This is a genomic window from Streptomyces sp. NPDC030183 (assembly GCF_055573455.1).
Genome location: NZ_JBVIBK010000070.1, coordinates 1 through 1,696, shown reverse-complemented (window position 1 = coordinate 1,696; position 1,696 = coordinate 1). Strand labels below are relative to the sequence as shown.

Sequence of the window (1,696 nt, the reverse complement as noted above, 5' to 3'; positions counted from 1 at the left end):
ATGTCGCAATCCACACCAGGCCAGAAGGCCCTCACCCGTTTCAAGATCCTTCAGCCGAGACTTGCGTCACGAACCTCCGTGGACAGAACACCTAGACTCCGCCCATGGCCGACACCACACTCGACGCGCTCGGCGCGGGCACGTACCTGCTGCTCACCACCTACCGGAAGAACGGCACCGCCGTCCCCACCCCGGTGTGGGTGGTGCGGGACGGGGACGCGCTCGGTGTCTGGACGGTCGCCGACTCCTGGAAGGTCAAGCGGATCCGCAACCGCGCCGACGTCCTCGTCGGCCCCTGCGACGTGCGCGGCAATCCCACCGGCGACTCCGTCCCCGCCCGCGCCGAGATCCTCGACGCGGCCGGCTCCGCCGCCTACCGCCGGCTCATCGCCCGCAAGTACGGCCTCCTCGGCCGCCTCACCCTCCTGGGCAGCCGCCTCCGCCGGGGCTCGACCGGCACCGTCGGCGTACGCGTCACCCTGACGCCTGACGCCTGACGCCTGACGCCTGACGCCTGACGCCTGACGCCTGACGCCTGACGCCTGACGCCTGACGCTCGTCCCTTCCTCGGGGAGGGCCCCGTTGAGCCCGGCGGAGGCGGCGGCGAGGAAGCCCGGGGACAGGACCGCGAGCCCCCTGCCGGAGGCGGCCCGGGGCGGCGGCTTCGGACTCGTCGGCCGCACCGAACGCGTCACCGCGCTCGGCGGCCGTCTCCAGGCCCGCGGCAATGAGCTGAACCCTCCGGCCGGTCCTCCCGTATCTCCTCACGGGGATGGCGGGAGACCGCTCGCACGGAAGGAGAACAGCGTGTCGATGCCGCCCGAACCGGGGCAGACGACGAAACGTCCCACGATCGAGCCCACGTACGTCATACGCCGCCGCAGGACCGAGGCCCTGGCGGAACTGCTGCGGGAGTTCGAGCTGCACAAGGGGACGACGGCCCCGAAGGAGGAGTACGAGACCGTCGTCGTACCGCCTTCACCCGCGCCGGACCGGCCCGCGGCGCCGGACCCCGCACCCGCCCCGGAGCGGCTCCTGCCCCGAACGGAGGAGTACGAGACCGAGGAGATCCCGCCGGTGCGCGCGGGCGAGGACTTCGCGACCGGCGCCGCCCCGCGCGATGAACGGCCGACGCGGAGGCGCCCGGCGCCGGACGGCGGCGCGGGACTCAAACGCGCGGCGGTCGTCGTCGGAGTCGGCGCGGCGGCCCTGCTCGGCTTCGGCGCCGCACTCCTCCTCCCCCGCGGCGACACCAGGCCGGAGGCCCGGCCCACCGCACCCGCCCCGTCCGCACCCGCCCCGTCCGCGCCGTCCGCGTCGCGGCCCGCGCCCTCCGCCCCGGCACGCGACGACGCCGCCGACCCCGACGGCCCCGGCACCCTCCGCGAGGGCGACCGCGGCCCCGAGGTCTCCGAACTCCAGCAGCGCCTTCGCCGCATCCCCAACGTCTACGACAACGGCCCCACCTCCGGCGAGTACGACGTCGTCCTGCGCGAGGCCGTCGCCCGCTTCCAGCTCTGGTACGGCATCCGCGGCGACGAGACCGGCGTCTACGGCGACGACACCCGCAAGGACCTCGAATCCCGCACCACAACCTAGGTCCTGTCGTCAAATTCCCACCTACCCCGCGACGCCATGCACGCGCTCTCGACGCACCGGGCCCCGACCCGAGTACGTCCAGTACACGGGTCAGGGC

Annotated in this window: 2 protein-coding genes; both read left to right on the top strand. The window is 74.0% G+C overall.

Annotated elements, in window-relative coordinates; genetic code table 11:
- Window positions 1–104: 104 nt before the first annotated feature.
- Complete coding sequence (locus ACZ4Z2_RS37290) at window positions 105–497, top strand: PPOX class F420-dependent oxidoreductase (RefSeq protein ID WP_468082225.1); 393 nt, start codon at window positions 105–107, stop codon at window positions 495–497.
- Window positions 498–807: 310 nt separating this feature from the next.
- Complete coding sequence (locus ACZ4Z2_RS37285; RefSeq protein ID WP_468082223.1) at window positions 808–1,599, top strand: peptidoglycan-binding domain-containing protein; 792 nt, start codon at window positions 808–810, stop codon at window positions 1,597–1,599.
- Window positions 1,600–1,696: the final 97 nt, after the last annotated feature.